Annotated in this window: 17 protein-coding genes; 14 read left to right on the forward strand and 3 right to left on the reverse strand. The window is 73.0% G+C overall.

Annotated elements, in window-relative coordinates; genetic code table 11:
- Positions 1–29: 29 nt before the first annotated feature.
- Entirely contained in the window at positions 30–1,022 is a 993-nt protein-coding gene (locus tag CUC05_RS07630; RefSeq protein ID WP_108665500.1) for a hypothetical protein, read from the forward strand.
- A 487-nt stretch (positions 1,023–1,509) separates the two neighbouring features.
- On the forward strand, positions 1,510–2,016 hold the full coding sequence (locus CUC05_RS25530) for an HIT family protein (protein WP_420810897.1): 507 nt from the start codon (positions 1,510–1,512) through the stop codon (positions 2,014–2,016).
- A gap of 33 nt (positions 2,017–2,049) precedes the next feature.
- On the opposite strand, the gene CUC05_RS07640 is transcribed toward CUC05_RS25530, so the two are convergent.
- Positions 2,050–2,877 (reverse strand): aldose 1-epimerase, encoded by an 828-nt coding sequence (locus tag CUC05_RS07640; protein ID WP_108665502.1) that lies wholly within the window; start codon positions 2,875–2,877, stop codon positions 2,050–2,052.
- Complete coding sequence (gene galK / locus CUC05_RS24560) at positions 2,874–3,977, reverse strand: galactokinase (protein ID WP_170127948.1); 1,104 nt, start codon at positions 3,975–3,977, stop codon at positions 2,874–2,876. The genes CUC05_RS07640 and galK overlap by 4 nt, the downstream gene beginning before the upstream one ends.
- A gap of 106 nt (positions 3,978–4,083) precedes the next feature.
- On the opposite strand from galK, the gene CUC05_RS07655 reads away from it, so the two are divergent.
- From CUC05_RS07655 to CUC05_RS07690, 8 genes are all read left to right on the forward strand, one after another.
- Positions 4,084–4,941: a DeoR/GlpR family DNA-binding transcription regulator gene (locus CUC05_RS07655; protein ID WP_108665766.1), complete on the forward strand. Its 858-nt coding sequence runs from the start codon at positions 4,084–4,086 to the stop codon at positions 4,939–4,941.
- On the forward strand, positions 4,938–6,371 hold the full coding sequence (locus CUC05_RS07660; protein WP_205712201.1) for a glycoside hydrolase family 36 protein: 1,434 nt from the start codon (positions 4,938–4,940) through the stop codon (positions 6,369–6,371). Before CUC05_RS07655 ends, CUC05_RS07660 begins: the two co-directional genes overlap by 4 nt.
- Positions 6,371–8,149, forward strand: a complete 1,779-nt coding sequence (locus CUC05_RS07665; RefSeq protein WP_170127949.1) for a beta-galactosidase — start codon at positions 6,371–6,373, stop codon at positions 8,147–8,149. The genes CUC05_RS07660 and CUC05_RS07665 overlap by 1 nt, the downstream gene beginning before the upstream one ends.
- A gap of 85 nt (positions 8,150–8,234) precedes the next feature.
- Positions 8,235–9,422, forward strand: coding sequence for a galactose-1-phosphate uridylyltransferase (gene galT, locus CUC05_RS07670; protein ID WP_108665504.1), 1,188 nt, complete (start codon positions 8,235–8,237; stop codon positions 9,420–9,422).
- Positions 9,423–9,492: 70 nt separating this feature from the next.
- The gene (locus CUC05_RS07675) at positions 9,493–10,920 is read left to right on the forward strand and encodes an ABC transporter substrate-binding protein (protein ID WP_157965330.1); all 1,428 of its coding nucleotides are present in this window, start codon (positions 9,493–9,495) and stop codon (positions 10,918–10,920) included.
- A 74-nt stretch (positions 10,921–10,994) separates the two neighbouring features.
- Positions 10,995–12,638, forward strand: coding sequence for a carbohydrate ABC transporter permease (locus tag CUC05_RS07680; RefSeq protein WP_108665506.1), 1,644 nt, complete (start codon positions 10,995–10,997; stop codon positions 12,636–12,638).
- Positions 12,639–12,640: 2 nt separating this feature from the next.
- The gene (locus CUC05_RS25835; RefSeq protein ID WP_108665507.1) at positions 12,641–13,717 is read left to right on the forward strand and encodes a carbohydrate ABC transporter permease; all 1,077 of its coding nucleotides are present in this window, start codon (positions 12,641–12,643) and stop codon (positions 13,715–13,717) included.
- Between the two features lie 64 nt (positions 13,718–13,781).
- On the forward strand, positions 13,782–16,454 hold the full coding sequence (locus CUC05_RS07690; RefSeq protein WP_157965331.1) for a cell wall-binding repeat-containing protein: 2,673 nt from the start codon (positions 13,782–13,784) through the stop codon (positions 16,452–16,454).
- Here CUC05_RS07690 and CUC05_RS07695 read toward each other — a convergent pair.
- On the reverse strand, positions 16,451–17,785 hold the full coding sequence (locus CUC05_RS07695) for an MFS transporter (RefSeq protein ID WP_157965332.1): 1,335 nt from the start codon (positions 17,783–17,785) through the stop codon (positions 16,451–16,453). The genes CUC05_RS07690 and CUC05_RS07695 overlap by 4 nt on opposite strands.
- Positions 17,786–17,828: 43 nt before the next feature.
- Between CUC05_RS07695 and CUC05_RS07700 the strand changes: the two genes are divergently transcribed.
- The 4 genes from CUC05_RS07700 (at position 17,829) to CUC05_RS07715 (ending at position 21,824) form a co-directional block, all read left to right on the forward strand.
- Complete coding sequence (locus CUC05_RS07700) at positions 17,829–18,425, forward strand: CDP-alcohol phosphatidyltransferase family protein (protein ID WP_108665768.1); 597 nt, start codon at positions 17,829–17,831, stop codon at positions 18,423–18,425.
- A gap of 62 nt (positions 18,426–18,487) precedes the next feature.
- Positions 18,488–19,561 carry a phosphatidylinositol mannoside acyltransferase gene (locus CUC05_RS07705; RefSeq protein WP_108665510.1) on the forward strand — a complete coding sequence of 358 codons (1,074 nt, stop codon included), beginning with the start codon at positions 18,488–18,490 and terminating at the stop codon, positions 19,559–19,561.
- Complete coding sequence (locus tag CUC05_RS07710) at positions 19,558–20,697, forward strand: glycosyltransferase family 4 protein (protein ID WP_108665511.1); 1,140 nt, start codon at positions 19,558–19,560, stop codon at positions 20,695–20,697. Before CUC05_RS07705 ends, CUC05_RS07710 begins: the two co-directional genes overlap by 4 nt.
- A 20-nt stretch (positions 20,698–20,717) precedes the next feature.
- Positions 20,718–21,824: a DUF3048 domain-containing protein gene (locus CUC05_RS07715; RefSeq protein ID WP_108665512.1), complete on the forward strand. Its 1,107-nt coding sequence runs from the start codon at positions 20,718–20,720 to the stop codon at positions 21,822–21,824.
- Positions 21,825–21,872 lie beyond the last annotated feature (48 nt).

The raw sequence follows: 21,872 nt of genomic DNA on the forward strand, positions 1-21,872 counted from the left end.
GCTGCCGGCCCGGCCGAGGGGTTGAGGACATGCACTGGAGATGGGTCGTCCTCGTGCTGTGCCTCGCCGTGGCCGCTGCCGCGTGCAGCGGGACCAGCAGCGAGTCCGGTGACGTCGAGTCCGGGGCCAGCGTCGACGCCGGTCAGTGGGAGCAGCGGCTGGCGCTGCTGCCCCTGATCGATCCCGCCGAGGAGTCCGTCGAGGTCACCATGGGGGACCTCGCCGCGGCGGCGGAGCTGGCCGGGGTCGAGTGGCCCGCGTCGGGTGGGGACCCGACCGACAGCCTGGTCGCGCTCGCCGGCGTGGGCGCCGGTCCCGTGGCGGTGCCGCTGCCGCGGTTCGTGCAGACCCTCGGCGCCGCGCTGCTGGACGAGCTGCCCGCCGTCGCCGGGTGGAACCTGGACGAGCTCGACTGGGTCGTGCACGCCGCCGCCCCGCCGACCGAGACGACGGTCGGCGCCGGCCGCATCGACGTCGACGCGATGGCCGGTGTGCTGGGCGAGGACGGCCCGCCGTGGCGCCTCGGTGAGGGTGAGGACCTCGAGCCCTCCCTCGAGGATCCCCACCCGCTGGACCAGCTGGGCCGTCCGGTGACCCTGACCGTCGTCGACGGCGTGCTGGGGCTCAGCACGGTGTCGACGGGCATCGATGCGCTGTCCGGCACCGGGCCGACGATGGCCGACGTCGAGCCGGTCCGCCGCCTCGTGGCGCTGGCCGACGAACGCGGCTGCTACGGCGTCACGGTGTACGCCGACGATGTCGGCACGACGATGGTGTGCTCGCTGCCCGAGGTGGGAGAGGGGCCGCAGGTCGTGGCCGCCGCCGTCGGCATCGAGGACCCCCGCGCCGAGGTGGCCCGCATCTCCGAGCTCGACTCCAGCGCCATCGCCGACAGCGTGACGGTCGTGGCCGACGGCGACCTCGTCGTCGTGGAGATCGACGGCCGCGACGACCTCGGCGGCCGCATCGCCGTCGAGCTCCTGGCCCGCCTCGACCCGCTGGTCCCCGGCTTCGGCGGCTGACCCTCCCTCGCCTGCCCCCCCCGGCCCCCCTCCCCGGATGGAATCGCCTCCGCCGGCGGTGGGAATCGCCTCCACCAGCACGGCCGCGTCGACCCGGATCGACCGCCGGAACAGCCCGCCCCCACGGCGGAATCGTCCCCACTCCCTGACGGATTCGTCCCCGGCGACGGCGACGCGACGCCGTTTCCGCAGGTCAGCGACGCCGGCCGTGACGGAACCGTCCCCACCGGCCCGTCGCAGGGGCGGAAGTGGGTCAGGATCCGCCGACGGGGACATCCGACGGAATCGCCTCCACGCCACGACGGGATGCCCGATTCAGGAGGCGATTCCATCCGGTTGGGGAGAACGGCCACCCGGGGGAGGAGGGGGTGCCGCCCTCGAGGAGGGGAGGGGCTGCCTCGGGGTCGGCCGGGTCAGTAGGCTCTGCGTCGTGACGAGCGACCCCCACGGCACCGCACCCGACCGGACCGACCCGGACGCCGACCCGCTGGACCCGCGGATCGACCGGTACGACCGGCTGTGGACGCCGTGGCGGCTGGAGTACGTCACCGATCCCGACAGCTCCAGCAACGGCTGCCCGTTCTGCCTGGCCGACGAGCACGGCGACGACGAGCGGGTGATCCACCGGGGCGAGCACGCGTTCGTGCTGCTCAACGCCTACCCCTACAACCCCGGCCACGCGATGGTCATCCCCTACACCCACACCGACGACTACGCCGCGCTCAGCCACGACGAGGTCACCGAGATCGCGGCCCTCACCCAGCGCACCATCCGGGCGCTCAAGGCCGCCGCTGGCCCCCACGCGTTCAACGTCGGCATGAACCTCGGGACCGTCGCCGGGGCGGGGATCGCCGACCACCTGCACCAGCACGTCGTCCCCCGTTGGGGCGGCGACACCAACTTCATGCCGGTCATCGGCCAGACACGCGTCCTCCCGCAGCTGATGGCCGACACCTACGCGATGCTCAAGCCCGCGTTCGACGCGGCCGAGTGACCCGGGGCACCCCGACCGCTGGCCACCGGTGAGCTAGCCGGACGTCCAGCGCAGGGTCGCGGTGCAACGGAACGACTCACCAGCCCTGACCACCCGCGGCTCGGCATGGTTGGCCTCGTCCGGCGGGCCCGACTGGGGTTCCACGCAGACCCCCTCGGGGTGTTCGGTGAAGACCACGACGTGGTCGAGGTCGCTGGTCACCTCGACCCGCCCGAGCCCGGGCCAGACGACCGCCGGGGTGGCGGACAGGTCGGTGAAGCAGTCGTCCCACGGCTCGGCGGACGGAGTCGTCCATCGGTGGGTCGGCAGCCCGTCGGTGTCGCGCTCGAGCATGCGTCCGGCCGCCAGCGCCACCCGAGCCCCGACCCCGTCGAGGTGGCGGACGAACCATGGGTGCCAGCCGACCGTCAACGGCATCGTCCGGTCGCCGGCGGTCACGGTCATCGACAGCGCCACCCCGTCCTCGACCGCGGTCACCGTCTGCTCGACCACCCCGCCGAAGGGCCATCCCTCCACGTCGCGATCCGTCCGGGGTAGTTCCAGCCGCAGGTCCACCCGGTCGGCGTCGTGGCCCACCACCGTCCAGGGCATCAGGTAGCCCACGCCGTGCAGGGCATGGTCGCCGGCCGGGTGGGGCAGCCGCACCTGCTCGTCCTCCCACGCGATCAGCGCGTCGCGCACCCGGCCGGCCCAGGGGACCATCGGGTAGCAGCCCCAGTGGATCGGCCCCCGCGACGGGTCCGGCCCGAGCAGCAGCTCGCGGCCATCGACCGACCACGACGCCAGGCGTCCGCCGGCCGCCGGGTCCACCACGACCCGCATGCGGCCCTGGACCAGGGTGAGGGGATCGGTGGCGGTCACGGCGTCAGGACGTCGGCGGCCTGCTCGGCCGCCCCGGCGCCCGGCCGGGTCAGGACGGTGCGGGCCCGCAGGTCGGGGTACGCCCGGCCGTAGGCGGACAGGGTCGCCTCGGCCACTGCGTCGGCCTCGTCGGCGTGGACCAGCCCGATCACCGCGCCACCGAAGCCACCGCCGGTCATGCGGCTGGCCAGCGCACCGTTGTCCTTCAGCAGGTCGACCAGCCGGTCGGTCTGGGGCACCGTCACCTCGAAGTCGTCGCGCAGGCTGGCGTGGCTGTCGGCGAACAACGTCGCGACCGTGCCCAGGTCGGCCGCCGCGAAGGCCGCGACGGTGGCCCGCACGCGGTCGTTCTCGGTCACCACGTGCCGCAGCCTACGGGCCGGCACGTCGTCCATGCCAGCCGTCAAGGCCGCCAGCTCCGCAACTGCGACGTCCGCGGGACGCCGGCCGTCGAGGACGTGCAGGGACGCCCCCAGCTCGCGGGTACGGGTGGCGTAGCCCGACCCCTCCAGCTGCCGGGTGACCCCTGAGTCGATGATCAGCACCGCGATCCCGTCGGGCAGGGCCACGTCCTCGTGGGAGAGGTCGGCGCAGTCCAGCAGCAGGGCCGCACCGCTGCGCGACAGCACCGACGCGGCCTGGTCCAGCACGCCCGACGGCACGCCGACGGCGGCGTGCTCGGCCCGGCGACACGCCCGGACGACCTCCACCGCCGGAAGGGCACGGTCGGCCGCGCGCAGCAGCGCAACCGCAACCGCAACCTCCAGCGCCGCAGACGACGACAGGCCGATCCCCTGGGGCAGCGTGGACGACACCGTCCCGACCACGCCCACCGGCGGGCGCCCGAGGGCATGCAGCTCGGCGGCGACGGCCGCGACGTACCGACCCCAGCCGTCGGACGGTGCCGAGGAGCCGTCCGCCGGGATGTCCACCGGCACCGGCGCGTCGGCGGAACGCAGCTGGACGCGGTCGCCGCCCACCTCGCCCTCCAGGCGCACGCCGACGTCGAGGGCCATCGGCAGCGCGAGGCCGTCGGTGTGGTCGGTGTGCTCACCGATCAGGTTCACCCGACCGGGGGCCCAGGCCGTCACCCGTCGCACGTTGCACGTCCTTTCGTTGGGGCGCGTAACGTAAGGTTTCACAACCCGTTCCACAAGCAGCCGGATGGGCTGTGCGGGCGACCCCACCACGACCGAGGAGGCGAGCATGGGCAGCGACGGTGCCGAGCAGCCGGACGACCACGAACCGACCCCGGCGCGCATCCGCCGTGACCGCACCGTCGGGTTGCTCCGCGAGCGCGAGTTCGTGCGCGTGGCCGACCTGGCCGAGGCGTTCAAGGTCAGCGAGGTCACCGTCCGCGGCGACCTCGACCACCTCGAGGACCGCGGCCTCCTCAAGCGCGTCCGAGGTGGCGCCGTTCCCCGGCCGATGGCCGAACCCGAGCGGACCTTCGAGGAGACCGCCACCACCGCGCAGCTGCAGAAGCGGGCCATCGCCGCCCGGGCCGTCGACATGGTCGAGCCCGGCGACTCCATCATCCTCGACGTCGGCACGACGACGACCGCGATCGCCAAGGAGCTGGCCACCCGCGAGGACCTGACCGACGTCAGCGTCTTCACGTCCTCCATCACCATCGCCCTCGAGCTGGAGGTCGCCCACCCCCGCATCGCCGTCGTGGTGACCGGCGGCACGCTGCGCCCCAAGCAGCACTCGTTGGTCGAGCCGCTGGCCGGGCTGGTCCTGGAACACATCAACGCACGCCTGGCCTTCATCGGCTGCAACGGGGTCGACGTCACCGCCGGGGTGACCAACGTCAACCTGCCCGAGAGCACCGTCAAGCGCCGCATGATCCGGGCCGCCGCCCACCGCGTCGTCGTCGCCGACGGCACCAAGCTGGGACAGGTCGCCCTCGCCAAGGTGTGCGACCTCGACCACGTCGACCTCCTCATCACCGACGACCAGGCCCCGTCCGGGGTGGTCGCCGAGCTCCGCGCGACCGGACTCGCCGTCGACACCGTCGACGTCAGGGGGTCGCTGACCGCAGAAGGACGAGCCCACCGATGACCAGCCAGACCCCCGCGCACCCCGAGACCACGACCGAGGGCTTCGTCGAGGTCGCGGAGATGCCGTGCACACCCGACCGCGCCGTCGTCTACGAGCACGGCTGGCAGTCGTGGAGCCCCGCCGGCGTGCACCGGGCCACGGCCACCAGCCCCCGGCCCGCCCGTCCCCGCTGGCAGACCATGGCCTACCGACCCGAGACCCCCGCACCGGACCACGGCATGCAGGGAGAGGGGTTGCTGGTCGTGCAGCCCGACCCCGACGGCCCCTCCACGATCATCGCCACCGACGACCCGCACCGACGGATGCCGTCCATCCGGGCCACCGTCGACGGCGACCGGATCAGGGTCACCGCCAACGGCGAGGTCGCGATCACCGAGCACGACGGGGACATCCCCTCGGCCCTGGCCGCCTGGGGGGACGCCCTCGGCCGCCAGCTGGACGTCCGGATCCGTCCGCAGGCGCCCGGCTGGTGCTCCTGGTACTGCCACGGCCCCCACGTCACCGACGCCGACGTCGTCACCGCCGTCGACGCGGCCGTGGCCGCCGACCTGCCGATCGACGTCGTGCAGGTCGACGACGGCTACCAGGCCGACATCGGCGACTGGCTGGACCGCAACACCGCCGCCTTCCCCCGCCCGCTGTCGGCGCTGACCGCCCGGATCGCCGACGCGGGCATGGGCGCGGGCCTGTGGACCGCACCGTTCTGCGTCGGGGCGAACTCCGCCCTGGCCCGCCAGCACCCCGACTGGCTGGTCGGCGGGGCCCTGGCCAGCGACGAGCACTGGGGCCAGCCGATCCGCGTCCTCGACGTCACCCATCCCGACGCCGCCGAGCACCTCGTCGAGCTGTTCTCGACGCTCCGGTCGTGGGGGTTCGACTACCACAAGATCGACTTCGTCTACGCCGGTGCCCTACCCGGCCGCCGCCACGCCGACATCGCCCCGCTGGACGCCTACGGCGAGGGGCTGCGCCTGATCCGCGAGGCCATCGGCCCCGACGCCACCCTGCTCGGCTGCGGCGCCCCGCTGCTGCCGTCGGTGGGACGGGTGGACGCCATGCGCATCTCGCCCGACATCGACCCCGTCTGGGAGCCACCGCTCGGCGACGTCTCCCAGCCGTCGATGCAGGGTGCGCTGCAGGCCGGCCGGGCCCGCGCCTGGCAGCACGGCCGGCTGTGGATCAACGACCCCGACTGCGTCCTGGTCCGCGAGGAGGTCGGCCGGCGCGAGGAGTGGGCCGGCTACCTCGACGTCCTCGACGGCCTGGCGGTGTCCAGCGACCACCTCGACCGGCTCGACGCGCGGGGCCTGGAGGTGACCCGCCACCTGCTGCGGACCAGCGACGGTACCCCCGCCCCGACATGGCAGCCCGACGTCGACGACGCCGACGCCGGCCGGCTCCGCGGCGAACCCGCAGGGGCGGTGGCCTGATGCGGCTCGGGGTCTGCTGGTACCCCGAGCAGTGGCCCGAGCAGGACTGGGCCGACGACCTGGCCCGCATGGCCGACCTCGGCCTGCAGGTCGTCCGCATCGGCGAGTTCGCGTGGTCGGCCATGGAGCCCGCACGCGACCGCTGGGACCTCGGCTGGCTCGACCGGGCCGTCGAGGGCATCGCCGACGCGGGCATGCGGGTGGTCCTCGGCACCCCCACGGCGACCCCGCCGGTCTGGCTGATGCGCGAACGCCCCGAGATCCGCATCGCCGGCACCGACGGCCGTGCCCGTCCCTACGGCAGCCGCCGGCACACCTGCCCCACGTCCCCCGCCTACCGGGAGGAGTCCGCCCGCATCGTGGAGGTGCTGGCCCGCCGCTACGGCACCCACGTCGCGCTGGACGCGTGGCAGATCGACAACGAGCCGGGCAACCACGACTCGGCCCGCTGCTGGTGCCCCGCCTGCCAGCAGGCGTTCAGGGACTGGCTGCAGGACCGCTACGGCGACATCGACGCGCTCAACGCCCGCTGGGGACAGGCGTTCTGGTCGATGACCTACCCCGACTGGTCGTCCGTCGAGCTGCCCGCACCGACGATGACGGTCCACAACCCGAGCCTGGAGCTCGCCCACCGCCGCTTCGCCAGCAACCAGGTCTGCGAGGGACTGGCCGTGCAACGCGACGTGCTGGCCGAGCACTCGCCGGGTGTCCCGACGTTCACCAACCTCTACATGGGCGACCTCGACATCGACGCCCGCTCGGTGCACCGACCCAACGGCATCGGCGCGATCGACAGCTACCCCCACGGCCTCGGCGACCCCGCCGAGGTGGCGTTCAACCTCGACCTCGCACGCGGGACCGCGATGCAGGCCGGCGACGGCGTCGATGCGCGCGGCGGCCGGGCATGGGTCGTCGAGCAGCAGCCGGGCCCGGTCAACTGGACCGGCGACAACCCCGCTGTCCCGCCCGGACAGGTGGGGGAGTGGATCGACCAGGCCGCAACGCAGGGGATCGACACGCTGCTCGTGTTCCGCTGGCGCATGGCCCGTGCTGGGCAGGAGCAGCACCACGCCGCCCTGCTGACCCACGACCGACGTGAGGCCCCCGCCTACGCGGAAGTACGGGAGGCCGCCCGACGCCTGCCCGCGACGGCGCCCCCTCGCCGGCCTGCCACCGCCGCCGTGGTCGCCGACTACGCCGACGCGTGGATCCCCGACATCGTGCCGCAGACCCACGGGGCGTCCCATCGCACGCTCGCGGTTGCCGCGCACCGGGCCCTTCGTGCGGCCGGTCACGTGGTCGACGTCGTCGGCGACGACGCCGACCTGACCGGCTACGGGCTGGTGGTGCTCCCCGCCTTCCACCGGGTGACGCCCGCCCGCCTGGCGACCGTCGAGGCCGCCCTCGAGGCCGGCGTCACGGTCGTGGTCGGGCCACGCAGCCTCGTCCGCGACGACGACGCGGTCTGGGTCGACACCGCCACCCCGTCCGGGTTGACCGGCCGCCTCGGCGCCCTGGTCGACCGGGCCGGCAGCCCCCGGGGGTGGCCGCGCGACACCCCGCCGTCACGGGTGCGGATCGGCGACGCCGAGCCGTGCGACGCGGGGCCCTGGCTGGAGACGCTGGAGGTGCAGGACGACGACGTGGCCGTGCTCGGCAGCGCCGTCGGCGGGCCGCTGGACGGGGCACCGGTCGCCGTGCGTCGAGGTGGCCTGGTCCTGATGGGGGCGTCGTCCTCGCGGGCGTGGACATCCCTGCTGAACAATATTCAACGCTGATCACGCCGTGCGTGGGGGTTTCGCAATCGAAACCCGAACCCACACTTGACAAGACTTCGAAAGTACTAGTACACCTTTCCGACACATGGCGGAAACGGTCGAGCGACGCGACATCCAGCACCCGGACGGGCGCTGGCTGCACCTGTACGTGGACGGCGGCACGGTTGACCAGCCGATGACCTCGGCCGACGACGCGGTTGCCGTTGCGGAACCCCCGGCCATCCACCAGCGCTACAACGCCCTTCGCGACACGTGGGTCGCGGTGTCGCCCGCCCGCAACACGCGGCCCCACGCCCCCTCGGCCCGCGCTGCCAAGTCGACCTGCCCGCTGTGCCCCGGTGGCCCCGAGGTCCCCATGGACTACCAGGCGGCCGTGTTCGACAACCGGTTCCCGTCCTTCACCCCCGACCCGCCGCCCGCGCCCGCCGGCCCGGCCATCCCGGGCCTCGACCCGCTGACCGACCGGTCCCGGGGCCGCTGCGAGGTCGTGCTCTACACGCCGACCCACACCGGTTCGCTCGCCACGCTCACCGACGCCGAGCTCGCCCGCGTGATCCTCATCTGGGCCGACCGCTCCGCGGCGCTGTGGGCCGACCCGACCAACCGCGTCGTGATGGTCTTCGAGAACCGCGGTGAGGCCGTGGGCGCAACCCTCTCCCACCCCCACGGCCAGATCTACGCCCTCGACCGCATCCCGCCCGCCGTCGCCCACCGTGTGGACGCCCTGGCCCGCTACCGCGCCCGCACCGGCGAGTCCCTCTCCCAGGCGGTCGTGGACCAGGACGTCGCCAGCGACCGCTGCCTCTTCGTCGACGACGCGTTCGTGGCAGCCGTGCCGTTCGCGCCGGACTGGCCCTTCGAGGTCCACGTCCGCGCCCGCCGGGACGGCGTCGGCCGCCTGTCGGACCTGACCGCCGACGAACGGGTGTCGCTGGCCCTGGCGCTGCGCACCGTCGTCCAGGCCTACGACGACGTCTGGGAGGACCCGATGGCCTACCTGATGGTCTGCCACGAGGCGCCGGCCGACGCCGACGGCACGCCGGTGGCCGACCACCGGTTGGCCTTCGAGTTCCTCCCACCGCACCGCTCGCCGGCCAAGCTGAAGATCCGCGCCAGCGTCGAGACCGCACTCGGCGTGTTCATCAACGACACGCTCCCCGAGGACTCCGCCGCGCTGCTGCGTGCCGCGGCCGTGGCCCCGGACGCCGACGCGCGCCGGACGATCCCCCACCTCTCCCTCGCCACACCGGCGGCCTTCCCGGCGGCCGGCTGAGGCACATCCATTGTCAGCGTTCCGTGACGTCAGCCCGAACGGGCCGATGTCGAAACCGAAGGGAAACACGATGAGCCGATACCGTTGGCTGGGACTCGTTCTGGTCCTGGCGATGCTCGCCGCTGCATGCGGCAGCGAGGTCAGCACCGATGACGCCGAGGACGGTGGCGACACCGCCTCCACCGAGGACACCACCGCAGGCGAGCCGGAAGAGGAGCCGGCAGACGAGCCGGCCGACGACGTCGAGGAAGAACCTGCCGACGACGCCGCCGACGAGTCCGGCGACGGCGAGGTCACGCTGCGCTGGCGCACCCGCCCCGACAACCAGGCCGAGATCGAGGTCTACTCCGAGGTCAGCGAGACCGTCGACGGCGAGTGGGACGGCGTGACGCTGGCCTACGAGCCCGGTGGCTCCGAGACCTCCTCCTACCAGGACGTGCTCCGCACCGAGATCGCCGCGGGCACGGCGCCCGACGTCTTCTGGATCCCCGGCACCGACGTGGCCGACTTCGCCACCCGCGGCCTGATCATGGACCTGCGCGACATGGCCGAGTCCTCCGACGCCTACGCCGGTGACGACGCCTACTACTCCCAGGTCATGGAGCTGCTGACCGTGTCCCCCGAAGCCGGCGACAACTCCGCGCTGTGGGGCCTGCCCCGTGACGTGTCGGCCTTCGCGCTGTACCTGAACATGGACCTCATCGCCGAGGCCGGCGCCGCCGACCCGCGCGAGCTCGCCGCCAACGGCGAGTGGGACTGGGAGGCCTTCCGCGAGGTCGCCGACGCCGTCGCCGCGCTGGACCCGCAGATCAACGGCTTCGGCATGAACAACTGGTGGGCCAACCCCGGCTACTGGATCAACGCCGCCGGCGGCTCCTTCTTCACCGACGACCGCACCGGCTGCGCCGTCGACACCGACGAGGCCATCCAGGGCCTGGAGTTCATGACCGGCCTGTACCAGGACGGCATCGCAGTGCCCTACGGCGAGGACGCCGAGCCGCCGTTCCTGGCCGGTCAGGTCGGCATGTTCATGAACGGTCGCTGGGCCACCCCCGGTACCCGTGCCTCCGCCACCTTCGACTGGGACGTCGTCAAGCTCCCCGACGGTCCGGGCGGTCCCTCCAACTGGCTGTTCTGGGGCGCCTACGTCGTCAACGCCAACACCGAGCACCCCGAGGAGGCCTTCGAGCTGGTCACCCGCCTGACCGACGGTGCAGTCCAGGGGACCATCGCCGAGCTGGGTGCCAACATCCCCTCGCGCACCGACGACCCTGCCGTCATCGACACCTTCCTCGGCTTCACCCCGCCGGAGAACAACCAGGCGTTCATCGACGGCATCAGCGAGAACCCCGTCGCCGAGGGTCCGCTGTGGCAGGGCGACTGGCCCGCGTTCGACTCGGCGCTGGCCCCGCAGATCGAGGCGCTCGTCGCCGGTGACGTCTCGCTGGAGGACTTCCAGGCGACCGCCTGCGAGCCGCTGGACGCCACCTTCCAGTAGGTCAGCCACACCAACCCCGCCGGGGTGCGCACGCGACACGCTGCGCACCCCGGCGGCACCACCCCGGAGCCGCCATGACCGCCACGACCACCTCGCCGTCGCGATGGAGCGGTGCCGTGTCCGCGCCCACGTGGACGACGGCCATGACCGCATGGCACGTCGTGCACCTCCTGGGCGCGGTGGCCGTGGCGGTCCTCGTGCAGCAGGCCGAGGAGCCCAGCGGCGCCGTCGCGACCGGCCTGGTCGCCACGGCGGTCGCGTTCGCCGCCGGCGACGTGGCCACCATCATCGGGCTCCGGCGCCGACGTCCCTCGGGACTGCTCGGCACCGTCGTCATCAGCTACCTGACGGCCGTGGGGTCCGCCGCGCTGCTGCTGCAGCGAACCGGCGTCTTCACGGGCATGGACGCCCTCGGCGAGACCTTCGCCCGCGGGGTGCCGTTCCTGCTGCTGGCCGTCCTGGCCTTCGCGGCCACCGCGTGGTCCCCGGTCGCCCGGGTGGCCCGCTGGGTTGCCATCGGGGCGCTTGCCGCCATGCTGCTGGCCGTCGGCCTGCTGCCCGGCCTGCTGACCTTCCTCGGTCGCCTCGGCGGCGTGGCCGAGCTCGGCCTGCTGGTCGTCGCGGTCACCAGCGCGTTCGCGGCGTTCCGCAGCCGGCGCAACGACGTCGTCGTCCACCTTCGTGGGACCAGCTCCAGCAGCGCCACCCTCGACGGGCTGCTGTTCGTCAGCCCCAACGCCCTGGGCTTCCTCGCCTTCTTCGCCGGCCCCCTGCTGTTCAGCCTGTGGGTCAGCCTCAACGACTGGGACGCCTTCGGCACCCCCGACTTCGTCGGCCTGGCCAACTACGTGCGGATCATGTCGCTGACCGTCGCCACCGCCGAGGCCGGACAGCTCGGCAACGAGGTGCTGCTGAACGGCTACACCGAGGTGCTGCGCCTCGGCAACATCGTGCTCGGCGCGCAGGACCCGGTCTTCTGGAAGTCCATCGTCAACATCCTCGTGTTCGCGGCCCTCGCCATCCCGCTGTCGGTGGTCCCGGCGCTCGGCCTGGCGTCGCTGCTCAACAGCGACGCGCCCGGGATCAAGGTCTTCCGCGCCATCTACTTCGTCCCCTCCATCGCCGGCGTCGTCGCCGTCGCGCTGATCTGGCGGCAGCTCTTCAACGCCACCGTCGGCTGGGTCAACTACCTGCTGGACCGGCTGGCGGCAGCCTGGTCGGCGCTGCCGCTGACGCCCGAGCTGGTCGCCGGCCAGCCGCAGTGGCTGAGCGACAACAGCCTCGCGCTGATCTCCCTCGTCATCGTGTTCGCCTGGCAGTACGTCGGCTTCAACACGGTGCTGTTCCTCGCCGGCCTGCAGTCCATCGACCCGACGCTGACCGAGGCCGCGATGATCGACGGGGCCAACCGCTGGCAGCGGTTCCGCTACATCATCCTCCCGCAGCTCGCGCCCACCACCTTCTTCGTGGTCGCGTCCACCGGCATCCTCGCCCTGCAGCTGTTCGGCGAGGCGGTCGTGCTGTTCCCCACCTACACCCCGGTCGGCTCGGGCCCGCAGGGGTCGACCCTGACCCCCGTCGTCTACCTCTACGACCAGGGGTTCCGCCGATTCGCCCAGGGTTACGCCTCGGCGGTGGCCTGGGTCCTGTTCCTCCTGATCTTCGCGTTCACCTTCGTGCAGTTCCGCCGCCAGCGGGCTGACGTGGAAGGGGTCTGACCATGGCCGACACCACCACCCGCGAGGTCGAGGGGGTCGACTCGGGCCTGGCCGACAGCGACCGGCGCGGCCGGCGCCGCGAGCTGCTGCGTCGGGCCGGGCTGTACAGCGTCCTCACCGTCGTCGGCATCGGCCTGCTGTTCCCGTTCCTCGTCGTGGCCGGCGCGTCCCTGAAGGCGCGCGACGACATCTTCCGCTACCCGCCCCGCGTCCTGCCCTACACCCAGGACACCGCCGAGCTGGCCGGTCAGGACGAGGCGCTCCCGCTGTACGACATCGACGGCGAGGAGCGCGTCCTCGTCGAGTCCGTCGGTGGCGGCGCAGGTGCGTTCGCACTGCCCGAGGACCCCGACGACGTCGTCGAGGCCAACATCCGCACCGCCACCACGGTCGACAGCGTCAGCCCTCGCCCCGAGAACTTCGAGGAGGTGCTGGACCAGCAGAACCTCGGCAGGTCGCTGACCAACACGATCCTCGTGACCCTGCTTGTCGTCGGTGGCACCGTGCTGACCTCCCTGATGGGCGGCTACGCGTTCGCCCGCATCGACTTCCCCGGACGCGACGCGCTGTTCCTCGTCTACATCGGCTCGATCATGGTGCCGTTCGTCATCCTGATCGTGCCGCTGTACCAGGTGATGGTCGCCTTCGGCTGGGTCGACTCGCTTGCCGCCCTGGTCTTCCCGTTCGTCTTCAACGCATACGGCACGTTCCTCATCCGACAGTTCTTCGTGTCGATCCCCAAGGAGCTGGAGGAGGCCGCCGTCCTCGACGGCGCCGGCCGCTGGACGATCCTGTGGCGCATCTTCGTGCCGCTGTCCACCCCGGCGATCGCCACCCTGTCGACGTTCATGTTCCTGTACGCCTGGAACAGCTTCGTGTGGCCCTTCATCGTCATCAACGCCGGCAACACCGACAACCACGTGCTGACCCTGTCGTTGCAGCAGCTCGGTGGCCGTGCGGCCGACACCCCCAACCTGATCTTCGCCGCGGTCATGATCGCGATCGCCGTGCCCGTCACCGTGTTCGTGCTGGCGCAGCGGTACTTCGTGGAGAACCTCGCCTCGAGCGGCATCAAGTAGCCCCCAGAACGTGCGATCCCACCGCCGGGCGGGATCGGCCGGAGCCGACAACGGAGCAGTCAACGTGATCATCACCCGCGCCCTCGTGGCGTTCATCGCCGTGTTCGCCATGACGACGGCCCTCGTGGCCGTGTCCGTCCTGGCACCGTTCGCCGTGCCGCCCGCCGACGCCGGCACCGGGGCAGGTGAGGAGGTGGCGATCGACCTCGAGGGCACCTGGCGGTTCGCCACCGGTGACGACGAGGCGTGGGCCGAACCCGACTTCGACGACTCCGCCTGGGAGGAGGTGCAGGTCCCCACCGAGGGCGGCCAGGACGTCTTCGACGACTACGACGGCTTCGCGTGGTTCCGCCTGGCCTTCGACCTGCCCGACGGCATCGACGGGGTCAACCTCGTCGCCTCGATGGGCTTCATCGACGATGCCGACATCGCCTACCTCAACGGTGTGGAGATCGGCCGGACCGGTGTGATGCCGCCCGACTCCGACAGCCAGTGGTTCGAGCGTCGGCTGTACCCCGTCCCCGCCGAGGCCCCCGTCGTCGGTGGCCGCAACGTCCTCGCGGTGCGGATGAACGACTTCACCGGCGGCGGTGGCTGGTACCGCGGACCGGTCGGCCTGTTCTCCAAGACGTCGCTGCGCGAGGTCGTGTACGGCATCACGGGTTCGCCCGCCGACGCGGCGACGACCGCGGCCGTCACCGAGCTGCTGGCCACCCAGGCCGACGCGCTCGCCGACGGTGACCTGGATGCGTTCCTGGCCACCCTGACCGACGGCTACGTGCACGACGGCCGCGACACCGACCGGCGGCAGCGCGAGCTGGCCGGATGGCTGGCGGAGTCCGACGGCACCCTGTCCCTCACCGACTCCGAGGTCGAGGTCATCACCGCCGACGACGGCCGGCTGCTGGTCGACACCAACCGGTCGATCACCGGCACCCGCGACGGCGAACCGTTCGCCTTCCAGCCGGTCACCCAGGAGTTCCTCCTCATCGACCCGGCGACGGGGCTGGAGGACGGCAACCACTCCCGCTTCTTCCGCGACATCGTCGAACCGGGTGTGGAGGGCACGCGCCGCGAGTACGTGATGTACCTGCCGCCGTCCTACTACGACGCGCCCGACCACCGGTTCCCGACCGTGTACCTGCTGCACGGCATCAACGGTGGCTCGCGCGAGTGGGAACCCCGCGACTTCCAGGCCCGCCTGGACGAGCTGTTCACCACCGGTGGGCTGGCGGAGTCCATCGTGGTCATGCCCGACGGCGAGTCGCTGTGGTACATCGACTCCTCCGTGACCCCATGGCGGTCGATGTTCATCGACGAGTTGCTGCCGCAGGTCGACGCGGAGTACCGCACCCTGCCCGAGCGGGCGTTCCGGGGACTGTCCGGCGTGTCGATGGGTGGCCACGGGGCCTTCACCGTCGGCTGGTCCAACCCCGACCTGTTCAGCTCGATCGCCAGCCACATGGGTGCGCTCAGCCTGCCGCCGCTGGTCGGTGACGCCGACGAGATGGCCGCCAACGCCGACGAGGCCCCGCTGGTCCAGGTCACCGGCCACACGCCGGACTTCCTGTCGAGCTTCGCCTACTTCTTCGACGCCTGCGCCGACGACGACTTCCGCTTCGCCGAGGCCGTGCAGGCCATGGACGGCCAGCTGACCGCCAAGATGGTCGAGCACACGGCGATCGTCTACCCCGAGGGACGCCACAACGACGACTGCTGGCTGCCGCGCATCGACGCCTCGTTCGGCCTGCACTCCGACAGCTTCCGGGCCGCCGGCCTGGTCGAGCCGCCCCCGGTGGAGGGGCTCGACGTGCGACGGCTGGCCGGTGCGGACCGCATCGCCACGTCGGTGGCGCTGTCGGTCGAGGGGTGGGAGGCCGCCGACGCCGCCGTGCTGGCCAGCGCCGCGGACTTCCCCGACGCCCTGACGGCCGGGCCGCTGGCGATGGCCGTCGACGGACCCCTCCTGCTCAGCGCCCCCGACGCCCTGTCGGCCCCGGTGGCCGACGAGCTGGCGCGGCTGGACGTGGGAACCGTCTACCTCGCCGGTGGGCAGCAGGCGCTGTCGGCTGCGGTCGAGGTCGAGCTGACCGCCCGCGGGTACGAGGTCGTGCGGCTGGCAGGGGAGGAGCGGGCCGCCACCGCCCGTGCCATCGCCGAACGGATCGTGGCCCTGCGTGGCGACGCCGAGACCGTCGTCCTCGCCCGCAGCGACGCCTTCGCCGACGCGCTGGCCGCATCGTCGGTTGCCGCGACCGGTGTGGTCCCGGTGCTGCTGACCGCCCCCGACGCCCTGTCGGAGACGACCGGCGACGCGCTGGCCGACCTGCTGCCCCCGGGCGCGACGGTCGTCCTCGCCGGTGCCGAGACGGCGCTGTCGCCGGCGGTGGAGGAGGCCGTGACCGACGGCGGGTTCGTGGCCGACCGCCGAGGTGGCGCCGACCGCTGGGCCACCGCCGCCGCATTGCGTGCAGCCGCGGGCGAACGGGGTGGCGGCGGGCTGGACCCGCTGGTCCTCGCGTCCGGGACGGCGTTCCCCGACGCGCTGGGGGCCGGGGTGCTGGCCGCACGGCTCGGCGGTGGCCTGCTGCTGGTCGACCCGACCGACCTGGACGCGAGCCCCGCCAGCGCGGCGGCGCTCGGCGGGGACGCCCCCGACCGGATCCTCGTCGCCGGTGGACCGGCGGCGGTCAGCGATCGGGTGCTGGAGCAGGTCCGGGCTGCCTACGCCCGCTAGCCGGTCGGGGCGGACCGGCGGCGGGCGCTGGTGAGGATCGACGCCAGCGCCGCCACCGTGATGGTCAGCGCCAGCAGGCCGGCGAGGTGGCTCAGGTTGGCGTAGCTGCTGAGCTGGTAGATCACGCCGGCCGACAGGCTGGCCAGCGCGCCCGCCCCGCTCATGAGCAGGTCGGCGGCGCCCTGCACGCCCACCCGTTCCAGCGGCGGGAACGCAGCGGTCAGCATCGTGCTGCCGGCGACCAGGCCACAGCTCCAGCCGATGCCGATGAGGAACAGGCCGACGAAGACGCCCATCGAGTCCTCCGCCCGGGTGTGGGAGGCCATCTCGCCCCCGACGAACAGCGCCACGCCGCCGAGGGCCAGCACGGCACGCGGGCCGACGCGGTCGACCGCCCAGCCGACCACCGGGGCGAACACGTACATGCCGATGATGTGCACGCTGATCACGAACCCGACGACCTGCAGCTCGTGGGCACCCGACCGCATGTGCAGCGGGGTGGCGGTCATCACGCCGGTCATCACCGCCTGCCCGACGACCATGCCGCCGGCCGCCAGGCGTGCGGTCGGGCTGGCGGCGACCGCCCGCACCGGCCCGGCAGCCTCGCCGATCCGCTCCTTCAGGGCCACCAGCGCACCGGTCCGCGGCGCCGCCGGGCGCAGCGCCCCCAGCACCTCCAGCGGGTCCGGGCGCAGCCAGCGATGCACCAGCCCCGCCGCGCCCACGAACACCACCGCCGACAGCAGGTTGGGGCCGGCGAGCGCCGGCAGTCCGGCCGCCTCGGCGGCCCGACCGACCGCACCCAGCCCCACCGTGGGCCCGAACACCGCGCCGAGGCTGCTGGCCCACACCAGCAGGCCGATCGCCCGTGCCCTGCCGTCGTCGTCGGCCAGGTCGGCGGCCGCGAACCGGGCGGCGAGTCCTGCCGCCTGCCCGACCCCCACGCCGAGCGAGCCGAGCAGCAGCAGCGGGTACAGGCCGGTGATGGCCGCCGCAGCCGCCAGCGCGCTGCCGGCGGCCCCGACCGACCAGCCCCTGACCAGTCCGGCGCGCCGGCCGGTGCGGGCCATCCGCTGCGCCAGCGGCACCGTGGACAGGGCACCGCCGATGGTCACGCACGACGCGGCCAGGGTGCCGAGCGCCGCCGCACCCGTCAGGTCCTCGCCCAGCAGGGCGGCGGAGGAGAAGCTGCCGGTCACCCCGATCCCGGCAGGCACCACGGCCAGCACGAGCAGGCGCAGCGTCCGGCGCTGCACGACGGCGTGGTCGGTCCTCCGGTCGTGCACGGTCACCAAGCGTGCCGTGGCCAGGAGGACCACTTCGGTGTCCACCCGGCCCGCCGCACGTGCGCGGCGGCCCCGTACCCTTGCAGCCATGGCCGTCAACGCCCACTTCCGTTCCATCACCGATCGCGCCGTCGTGCCGATGGGTCGCGGCATGGTGCGCCTCGGCCTGACCGCCAACACGCTGACCACCCTCGGCCTGCTCGGGGTCGTCGTCGGCATGGGGGTCCTGCTGTCCGGCCGTCCCGTCCTCGGCGGCTGGATCGCCGCACTGTCGACGGCGCTGGATGCCTTCGACGGCACGGTCGCCCGCCTCACCAACACCCAGAGCGAGCTCGGCGCGTTCTACGACTCCGTCGCCGACCGCGTGGCCGACGCCACGATCTTCGGCGCGTGCCTGTGGCTCGCCCGCGACGAACCCCTCACCTTCACCCTGGTGATGGTCGCCCTCGCCGCCGCGTTGATCACCAGCTACGTGCGGGCCAAGGCCGAGTCGCTCGGCTGGGACGCCACCGTGGGCCTGATCGAGCGGCCCGAGCGCGTCGTCATCATCCTGCTGGCCGTCGGCTACGGCTTCCTCGTCTGGGGCGCCGGCATCCTCGCCGTCGGCGGGGTCCTCACCATCGTCCAGCGCCTCCACGCCGTCTACGGCCAGGCCACCGCGGTCCCCCAGCCCTCCGACCGGTGACCTGCCCATCGGCCGACCGGGCTGGCGGGGTGGTCCGCGGCTCCGCGTAGGCTTCCGTCGCGGTGGCCGACCTCGAGCAACACATGGGCGACCCGACACCCATGGTGCCGGGTCTTGCGCCTGCGCCCCGCGACGACTTCGGTCCCCGGCCCGACGGCACCCACGCCTACCGCGGCTCGGGACACCGCGGCGCGCCGGTGGACCGCAACCACGGCGCCGTGGACCGGGTCCCGCCGCCGCGCACCCCCGAGTCGCTCGCCCAGCGCCTGACCGGCTACGCCTGGGACGCCGCGTGGGAGACCGTCCGCGCCCTCCCCGGCCGTCCCGTGTTCGGCATGGCGGGTGTCGGAGCCGACCTCGCCCGCCGGGTCGCCGACGACACGATGATCCGCCGCAACCTCTCCCGTGTGGTCCCCGCCGACCAGCTGGACACCGCGGTGGAGGGGGCCTACGCCTCCTACGCCCGCTACTACGCCGAGGCGTTCCGGGCCGACGTCATGGACCCCGCCTGGCTGGACGACCGCACGACCACGAGCGGCTTCGAGCACCTCGACGGGGTCCTCGAGCAGGGACGTGGCGCGATCATCCTCCTCGCCCACCACGGGTCGTGGGACGTGGCCGCGCGCTGGGCGGAGTCCCACGGCTACCACCTGGCGTGCGTGGCCGAGGTGCTGCGCCCCCGCCGGGTCTTCCACAAGTTCGTCACCATGCGCGAACGGCTCGGGCTGGAGATCGTGCCGCTCCGGCGGGGCGACGACCTGACGGGACGTCTGGCGACGGTGCTGGAGCAGAACCACCTGGCCGGCCTGCTCAGCGACCGCGACCTGTCGGGCAAGGCCCCGCTGGTCGAGCTGTTCGGCGAACCCGCCCGCATCCCCGCCGGCCCTGCCCTCCTGAACCGCCGGACCGGCGCACCCATCGTCCCCATCACGATGCTGCACCGCCCCGGCACCCGCTATCACCTGCAGGTCCTCCCGCCGCTGGAGACCGAGGGTGCCGACCTGCGCGAGGCCGTCCAGGTCACCGCCCGGGGCATCGAGGACCTCATCCGGCTGGCGCCCGAGCAGTGGCATGCCTTCCAGCCCATCTTCGAGGCCGACCGCCCCACCCCCGCCGCACGAGAGGGAACGTCGTGAAGATCGCGTTGGTGTGCCCCTACGACTGGAGCATGCCGGGGGGTGTGAAGGCCCACGTCGGCAACCTGGCGGAGTTCCTGCTGGACCGCCACGACGTGCGCATCTACGCACCCGCCAGCAAGCGGCTCCGCGGCGAGGGCCTGGACAAGCTCGTCCAGGTCGTCGGCCGGCCGGTTCCGATCCGCTACAACGACTCCGTCGCACCCGTCGGGCTCAACCCCCGGATCATCTACCGGATGAAGCGCGAGCTGAACGACTGGGGGCCCCACGTCACCCACATCCACGAGCCGCTCGCGCCGTGGGTCTCGATGGCCGCGACCGTGGCCGGGCCGATGCCGAAGATCGGCACGTTCCACGCCTGGTCCACCGGCGACCGGGTCTACCGGGCGACCGCCCCGTTCATCCGCAAGATCGTCGGCGACCTCAAGGTCCGGGTGGCCGTGTCCCCGTCGGCCCAGAGCTTCGCCTCGCAGGCGCTGGGCGTCCCGGCCGGCCAGTTCCGCATCCTCCCCAACGGGGTCGACGACACCCGCTTCGCCGAGGCCGAGCCGCTGCACGACCTGGTCGACGAGACTCGTCCGTTGCTGCTGTTCGTCGGCCGGCTGGAGAAGCGCAAGGGCCTGGAGACGCTGATCAAGGCGTTCCTGCGGCTGCGCGCCCAGGGCCACCACCTGCGGCTGTGCGTGGTGGGGGAGGGGCCCGAGCGCGAGCGCTGCCAGTCCCTCGTCCCGCCGAGCCTGCGGACCGAGGTGCTGTTCGTCGGGGCGGTCAGCCACAACGACCTGCCGCGCTACCACGCCTCTGCCGACGTCTTCGTGTCGCCGGCCATGGGCGGGGAGTCCTTCGGCATCGTCCTGCTCGAGGGCATGGCGGCCGGCCTGCCGGTCGTTGCCTCCAACATCCCCGGCTACCGCACCGTGATGACCGACGGGGTGCAGGGCCGCATGGTCCCGCCCGGCAACGCGGTGGCGCTGGCCGACGCGCTCGAAGCACTGCTGGCCAACGACAAGCTCCGCAAGGCCATGGCCGCGGAGGGCCTGCGCACCAGCGCGGAGTACGCCTGGCCGGTGGTCGGGGCGGAGGTCGAGGAGATGTATCGAGAGGTCCATCGCGCCCACGTCAGCGACCTCCAGTAGCGACATAGACTCGCGCATTCGTGAACACCGCCCGAACCACCCTGCTCCTGTTCTGCGTGCTCGCCCTGCTGACCGCTGCTTGCGGTGGCGGCGACGAGCCCGAACCCGTCGTGTCGGCCACCCCCACGGTGACCGCCGTTCCCGTGCCGGCGTTCACGCCCACCCCGACGCCGACTCCCACCCCCAGCGAGGGCGGCCCCACCTACCCGCTGACCGGTGAGGAGGTCACCGACGAGACCCGGCTGACGCTGCCGGCGCTCGGGGTGAAGGTCGACAACGCCCCCCAAGCACGTCCCCAGCTGGGCCTGCAGGACGCTGACGTGGTCTTCGAGGAGCTCGTCGAGGGTGGTGTCACCCGCTTCCTGGCGATCTTCCACTCCACCGACCCGGGCGAGGTCGGTCCCGTCCGGTCCGGCCGCGACGTCGACGCGGACCTGTTCCCGCCCTTCGACGGGATCCTCGCGATCTCCGGTGCCGCCGCCCCGACCTACAACGTCCTGTTCTCCGCAGGGCTGACGGTGTTCGAGGAGGGGCAGGCCGGCGGCGCGATCCACCGGGTCGCCGACCGCTCGGCACCCCACAACCTCAACGCCACCGCCACACAGCTGTGGGACGCCGGCGACGAGCAGCCCGCCGCCACCGAACCGTGGCCCTTCGACGCGACCCCGCCGACCGGCGGCGAGCCGGTCACCACGATCCTCGCGCCGTTCTCCGACGACTACAGCCACTCGTGGGCGTGGCGCGAGGCCGAGGGCGTGTTCGAGCGCGGCCAGAACGGGACCCGCCACCTGACCGCCGACGGCTCCCAGATCGCGGCCGCCAACATCGTCTACGCCGAGGTCGAGACCGGCTCCGGCGGCGGCGTCGACGTGTCCGGCTCGGCGACGGTCTCCATCGAGCTGATCGGTGGGGGCGAGGCGACGTTCTACCGGGACGGCCAGCGGTTCGAGGGCACCTGGCGCAAGACCGCCCGAGACGCCCAGTTCGAGTGGCTCGACGCACGCGGGCAGCCGTTCCCGCTGGCGCCGGGCGCCACCTGGGTCGAGCTGCAGCCCGCGGGCCTCGGCCAGCAGGTCGACGTCGCCGACGTGTCGGCCGACGCCCCCACCGAGGAGCCCACGGAGTAGGACAGTGGAACCAGAAGTGGCTCGGGAAAGTGGCCTCGATTTCGATGG

Source organism: Euzebya rosea (assembly GCF_003073135.1).
GTDB classification, from domain to species: Bacteria; Actinomycetota; Nitriliruptoria; order Euzebyales; family Euzebyaceae; genus Euzebya; species Euzebya rosea.

Bases quoted from the DNA above. Each gene is read 5' to 3' on its own strand.
- CUC05_RS07630 (WP_108665500.1), top strand. From the start codon at position 30: ATGCACTGGAGATGGGTCGTCCTCGTGCTGTGCCTCGCCGTGGCCGCT.
- CUC05_RS07655 (WP_108665766.1), top strand. From the start codon at position 4,084: ATGGGCAGCGACGGTGCCGAGCAGCCGGACGACCACGAACCGACCCCG.
- CUC05_RS07660 (WP_205712201.1), top strand. From the start codon at position 4,938: ATGACCAGCCAGACCCCCGCGCACCCCGAGACCACGACCGAGGGCTTC.
- CUC05_RS07665 (WP_170127949.1), top strand. From the start codon at position 6,371: ATGCGGCTCGGGGTCTGCTGGTACCCCGAGCAGTGGCCCGAGCAGGAC.
- galT (WP_108665504.1), top strand. From the start codon at position 8,235: ATGGCGGAAACGGTCGAGCGACGCGACATCCAGCACCCGGACGGGCGC.
- CUC05_RS07675 (WP_157965330.1), top strand. From the start codon at position 9,493: ATGAGCCGATACCGTTGGCTGGGACTCGTTCTGGTCCTGGCGATGCTC.
- CUC05_RS07680 (WP_108665506.1), top strand. From the start codon at position 10,995: ATGACCGCCACGACCACCTCGCCGTCGCGATGGAGCGGTGCCGTGTCC.
- CUC05_RS25835 (WP_108665507.1), top strand. From the start codon at position 12,641: ATGGCCGACACCACCACCCGCGAGGTCGAGGGGGTCGACTCGGGCCTG.
- CUC05_RS07700 (WP_108665768.1), top strand. From the start codon at position 17,829: ATGGCCGTCAACGCCCACTTCCGTTCCATCACCGATCGCGCCGTCGTG.